Raw genomic sequence first — 5785 nt, 5'->3', positions numbered from 1 at the left:
CCGCGCGGCGGTAGGGGCTGATCTGCGGCTCCTGCACGCCGAAGCGGGCTTCGAGAAAGCGCAGCACGGAGGTGTGGTCGAAGTTCTGCGAATTCACCCAGCCGCCGCGGCTCCACGGGGAGATCACCCACATCGGCACGCGCGGCCCGGGGCCGTAGCAGTCGCCATCGGGCGGCGGCATGCCGGTGCCGGGGACCGGGGTGTGCGTGTAGTACTCGTAGGCCATGTCCCGGTCGCTCAGCGTGGACTTGCCGATCTTTCCGCCGCTGGCATCCAGCGACGGCGCGCACGGCGGCGGCAGGTGGTCGAAGTAGCCGTCGTTCTCGTCGAAGTTGATGAGCAGCACGGTCTTGCTCCACACGTCGGGATTGGCCGTGAGGGCATCGAGCACCTCCTGCACGTACCAGCCGCCCTGCACCGGGCTGGAAGGGCCCGGGTGTTCGGAGTACGTGGCGGGCGGGATGACCCACGACACCTGCGGCAGCGAGCCGTCGAGCACCGCTTTGCGGAAGGTGCCGAGAAAGCCGCCGTCCGGCATGGTGTTGGCAATGCCCTTGTAGAGCGGGTTGCCGGTGTTGTCGCTCGCGGGGTCGTAGGCGGGGTTGACGTCGCGGTCATGGTAGACCGGCTTGCCCGAGGCGAGGTTGGCCTGGCGGTACTGCGGAAAGCCGAAGAGCGGGTTGTCGGTGAAGTTGTCGGGCATGTTCTGGTAGACCATCCACGAGATGCCGGCCTTTTGCAGACGCTCGGGGTAGGTGGTCCAGTCGTAGCCGCCGGTGCGGATGTCAGTGTCCGAGTCGAGCTCGTCCAGGGCGTTGTTCACCACCACCCGGCCGGAGGGACCCGTGGCGCCGTTGGTGCCGGTCCAGTGGAACAGCCGGTTGGAATTGGTGCCGCCGTGCAGCGAGCAGAAGTACGCATCGCACACCGTGAAGGCTTCGGCCAGGGCGAACTGGAACGGGGCCTCCTGCTGCGTGTAGTAGCCCATGGACTGGGGCTGCTTGTAGCGCGCCCACTCCTGCATGCGGCCACGGTCCCAGGCGTTGCGCGCGTCGACCCAGCTGTGGGGCGTGCCGCTCACGCGCTGGGCATTGCCGGCCTTCTGGTCCAAGTGGTAGGGCAGCACGGGCGCGCCGTTCTTGTCCAGTTGCTGCCACACGCTGCGGCCGCCGGCCACGGGGATGGTGAAGCGGTCGCCGAAACCGCGCACGCCGGGCAAGGTGCCGAAGTAGTGGTCGAAGGAGCGGTTTTCCTGCATGACGATCACGACGTGCTCCACGTCCTGGATCGTGCCGGTGCGGTGGTTGGCCGGAATGGCCAGGGCCCGGCGGATGCTGGGCGGGAACAGGCTCAGCGCCGCGGCGGACGCGGTGGTGCCGGCCGCGGCCTGGAGGAACTTGCGTTTCCGGGAATCGATGGTCATGGTGTGCTCTGCGTGGGTTCGACGGGGAAGGCGCGCGCTCAAGGGGCGCAGCGCAGCTGGGTCTTTTCGGCGCCGGGGGCATCGGCGGAGGTGCCGCCTCCCCCACTGCCGCCGCAGCCCGCCAGGGCCAACGCCATCGCCGAACCGGCCAGAAACATGAAGAGCGGCCGCGCCCAGCGGGGGCGCGATCGGGGGGCTGCAGGGATCAAGGTCATGGAAAGGTCTCGCGGGTCGAGTGGATCAAGCGGCGGACTGGGCCAAAGACCGAACTTCGGGGCGACCGCCTTGCAGTTGCAGAAAAGTGCATAAACGCAGGAATCTGCAACCCGAATGATCCGCCCGCACCGTGTCAGCGCCATGACGGCAGTGGCCTTCCAGGGGCAGGGGCGCCCCTCCCCCGCGCACGGCAGAACGGCAAAAAGCACAAGGCGGCCCCGAAGGCCGCCTTGTGCTTTGAAAAGACAGAAAAGAAGGAGCGGGATGCCGTGGCGCCCCGTCATCCACCAGGCGCCTGGGCGCCTGCGATCACGCCGGTGCGGTGGTGCGGATCAGGTGGTCGAATGCGCCCAGGGCCGCCTTGGCGCCCTCGCCCGCCGCGATGATGATCTGCTTGTACGGCACCGTGGTCACGTCGCCCGCGGCGAACACACCCGGCACGTTGGTGCGGCCATGCGAGTCCACCACGATTTCGCCGAACTTCGACAGCTCCACCGTGCCCTGCAGCCACTGGGTGTTGGGCAACAGGCCGATCTGCACGAAGATGCCTTCCAGCGCCAGTTGCTTCGCCTCGCCGCTCGCGCGGTCCTGGTAGGCCAGGCCCGTCACGCGGCTGCCGTCGCCCAGCACCTCGGTCGTCTGCGCCTGGGTGATGACGGTCACGTTGGGCAGGCTGCGCAGCTTGCGCTGCAGCACGGCGTCGGCCTTCAGATCGGCCGCGAACTCCAGCAGGGTGACGTGCGCCACCACGCCGGACAGGTCGATGGCCGCCTCCACGCCGGAGTTGCCGCCGCCGATCACCGCCACGCGCTTGCCCTTGAACAGCGGGCCGTCGCAGTGGGGGCAGTAGGTCACGCCCTTGGTGCGGTACTGGTCTTCGCCGGGCACGTTCATGTTGCGCCACCGCGCGCCGGTCGAGAGGATGACCGTGCGCGAGCGCAAGGTGCCGCCGTTTTCCAGCTCGACCTCGATCAGGCCGCCTTCCGCCGCGGCGGGCTTCAAGGCCTTGGCGCGCTGCAGGTTCATCAGGTCCACCTCGTAGTCGCGCACGTGCTGCTCCAGCGCCGCGGCGAATCGGGGGCCGTCCGTCTTGCTGATCGAGATGTAGTTCTCGATGTCCAGCGTGTCGTTGACCTGGCCACCGAAGCGCTCCGCGGCCACGCCGGTGCGGATGCCCTTGCGGGCGGCATACACGGCGGCCGCGGCGCCGGCCGGGCCACCGCCGACCACCAGCACGTCGAAGGCCTCCTTGGCCGAGAGCTTGGCCGCATCGCGCGCCGCCGCGCCGGTGTCCAGCTTGCCCACGATCTCTTCCACGGTCATGCGGCCCGAGCCGAATACCAGGCCGTTCATGAACACCATGGGCACCGCCATGATTTCACGGTCGGTCACTTCCTGCTGGAAGGCGCCGCCCTCGATCACCGTGGTCTTGATGCGCGGGTTGAAAATGGCCATCAGCGACAGCGCCTGCACCACGTCCGGGCAGTTGTGGCAGGTCAGGCTCATGTAGACGTCGAACTCGAAGTCGCCATCGATCGCCTGGATCTGCTCGATCACGTCCTGCTCCACCTTCGGGGGATGGCCGCCGGTCCACAGCAGGGCCAGCACCAGCGACGTGAATTCATGGCCCAGCGGCAGGCCGGCGAAGCGCAGGTGGGTCTGCGTGCCGGCGCGCTGCAGGGTGAACGAGGGCTTGCGCGCGTCGTTGCCGTCGGTGCGCAGGGTGATCTTGTCGCTGCGCAGGCCCTGGATGGTTTCCAGCAGTTCGCGGGTCTGGGTGGACACCTCGCTGCCGTCCAGGGACGCCACGATCTCGAACGGTTGCGTCACGCGCTCCAGGTAAGCCGAAAGTTGGGTTTTGAGTTGGTCGTCGAGCATGGTGGTGTCCTTTGCGATTCGAGTTGTGTCGTTGGGCGGTGCGGCCAGTGCCGGGCACGGAGCGGAGAAATCGGGGATGAGCGGGCGAAAAAAAAGCCGGACGGCATGGCGCGCACGCCATGCTGCTGTCCGGCCAGGGGCGCCCGGGGCGCCCCGCTCCTGCGGGAGGCCGAGGGGCTTAGATCTTGCCGACCAGATCCAGGGAAGGCGTCAGCGTCTTGGCGCCTTCCTTCCACTTGGCGGGGCAGACCTGGCCTGGGTTGGCGGCGGTGAACTGGGCCGCCTTCAGCTTGCGCAGGGTTTCCGACACGTCGCGGGCGATTTCGTTGGAATGGATTTCCTGGGTCTTGATCACGCCATCGGGGTTGATCACGAACGTGCCGCGCAGTGCCAGGCCTTCTTCAGGAATGTGCACGCCGAACGCGTTGGTCAGCTGGTGCGTGGGGTCGCCCACCAGGGGGAACTTGGCCTTGCCGACGGCGTCGGAGGTTTCGTGCCACACCTTGTGCGAGAAGTGCGTGTCGGTCGTCACGATGTAGACCTCGGCGCCGGCCTTCTGGAACTCGGCATAGTTGTCGGCCGCGTCTTCGATTTCGGTGGGGCAGTTGAAGGTGAAGGCCGCCGGCATGAAAATCAGGACGGACCACTTGCCCTTGAGGTTGGCTTCGGTCACTTCAATGAAGTCGCCCTTGCCGTCGCGGTTCACGAAAGCGGTGGTCTTGAAGGGCTGGACTTGCGTATTGATCAGGGACATTGCTGTTTCCTAGGTTGATGGCTGAACACGAAAACCCGAAGTTTAGGCGCTCCCAAGCCATCAATCCAATTAATTGACTTCATCAAGTCGATTGCCAAAGGCTATAAAAAGCAAGGGCTCGATGGCGTGGGCCAGGGGCGAACGACTGTATCTGAGGACGCCCAACGCGAACACAACTCAGCATCAAACGCAGCCATACCGCCCGGGCAGGGAGATTGCCTTGCGCCACGTGGCCCGCGTCATGACAATCGCACCCCAAACCCACACAAGGAGAATCTCCATGCAAGGCGACGCACAGGTCATTTCGCATCTGCAGGCCCAGCTCAAGAACGAACTGACGGCCATCAACCAGTACTTCCTGCACTACCGGATGCTCAAGCACTGGGGCTTCGACAAGCTGGCGAAGAAGGAATACGAAGAGTCGATCGGCGAGATGAAGCATGCCGACAAGCTCATGGACCGCATCTTCATGCTGGACGGCCTGCCCAACCTGCAGGACCTGGCCAAGCTGCAGGTCGGCGAGGACGTGCCCGAGATCCTCGAATGCGACCTGCGCTCCGAGCGCGGCGCCCAGGCCACCATCAAGGACGGCATCGCCCACTGCGAAACGGTGCGCGACTATGTCTCGCGCGATCTGCTGCAGGGCATCCTGGACGACACCGAAGAGCACATCGACTTCCTCGAAACGCAGATCGACCTGCTGGCCAAGGTCGGGCTGCAGAACTACCTGCAGTCGCAGATGGGCGAGATCGAATAACGCACCACCTGCCCGGCACCCGCCCCCGGGTAACCCGTGCTCCAGCCGGCCTTCGGGCCGGTTTTTCGTTTCCGGCCCGGTCCCGCCCCTCAAAGTGTGGCGCGCACGCATCAGGTGGCGTGCCCATGGCGCCCAAGTTCCCACTGTTTGTTGCGATTGCACACAACGGAATGCGAACGATTCTCATGAAACCTAGAATACCGGCCTAGCCAGCCAGTCAGTCCGCCCCGGGCCCCGTGCCCCGCCTGCAGCCAGCGCCCCAACCTGCATGGAGCCTTTCGATGCTGCACTGTCCTGCGCGCGCCTGTTTCGCCACCCCGGCCGATCACCCCTTTTCCGACACCCATTCCTGCGCGGCCGCCATCGCTTTGGTGGGCGCCGCCCGGCCATGAAGGCGGCCCGCGTCGACTGGCGCTACCGCCTGGCGATCACCTCCCGCGCCCTGGCGGGGGGGCTGGGTGGCTACGCGCTGGCGGCGGCCGCCACCGCCGCCCTCACCCTCGGCCTGATGCCGTTCATGCCGCGAGTGGAGGCGGTGCTCACCGCCACGCTGCTGTCGTGGCTGGTCTATGCCTGCGCCGTGGCCTGGGCCTTCTATGCACGCACGGCCTGGGGCGCCTGGGCCGCCCTCGGGCTGCCGGCGCTCGCCCTGGGCGCGCTGGCGATGGCGCCCCGCTGGCTGGGGGGCGCATGAAGCAGAAGACCGCACCCGAGCGCGAGGGTTTCCGCCAGGCCATGGCCTGGCTGCACACCTGGT

6 protein-coding genes are annotated in these 5785 nt (G+C 66.8%); 2 read left to right on the top strand and 4 right to left on the bottom strand.

Annotated elements, in window-relative coordinates:
• From AC27IO_RS19515 to ahpC, 4 genes are all read right to left on the bottom strand, one after another.
• Window positions 1-1423 (bottom strand): phosphocholine-specific phospholipase C (locus tag AC27IO_RS19515; RefSeq protein WP_498740286.1); only part of this gene is annotated, 1423 nt, incomplete at its 3' end.
• Between the two features lie 38 nt (window positions 1424-1461).
• Window positions 1462-1638 (bottom strand): hypothetical protein, encoded by a 177-nt coding sequence (locus tag AC27IO_RS19510; protein ID WP_487090263.1) that lies wholly within the window; start codon window positions 1636-1638, stop codon window positions 1462-1464.
• Between the two features lie 310 nt (window positions 1639-1948).
• Window positions 1949-3517, bottom strand: a complete 1569-nt coding sequence (ahpF, locus tag AC27IO_RS19505) for an alkyl hydroperoxide reductase subunit F (RefSeq protein ID WP_498740284.1) — start codon at window positions 3515-3517, stop codon at window positions 1949-1951.
• Window positions 3518-3695: 178 nt separating this feature from the next.
• On the bottom strand, window positions 3696-4271 hold the full coding sequence (gene ahpC, locus AC27IO_RS19500) for an alkyl hydroperoxide reductase subunit C (protein WP_272551795.1): 576 nt from the start codon (window positions 4269-4271) through the stop codon (window positions 3696-3698).
• Window positions 4272-4551: 280 nt separating this feature from the next.
• Here ahpC and bfr point away from each other — a divergent pair, with 280 nt between their 5' ends.
• Both bfr and AC27IO_RS19490 read left to right on the top strand, forming a co-directional pair.
• On the top strand, window positions 4552-5028 hold the full coding sequence (gene bfr / locus AC27IO_RS19495) for a bacterioferritin (RefSeq protein WP_092744334.1): 477 nt from the start codon (window positions 4552-4554) through the stop codon (window positions 5026-5028).
• Window positions 5029-5416: 388 nt separating this feature from the next.
• Window positions 5417-5722, top strand: a complete 306-nt coding sequence (locus tag AC27IO_RS19490; RefSeq protein WP_284430164.1) for a DUF3649 domain-containing protein — start codon at window positions 5417-5419, stop codon at window positions 5720-5722.
• Window positions 5723-5785 lie beyond the last annotated feature (63 nt).

This window comes from Acidovorax sp. KNOB132 (genome assembly GCF_057541515.1).
The sequence above is the reverse complement of the archived record's forward strand: the minus strand, read 5'-3'. Positions and strand labels throughout refer to the sequence as shown.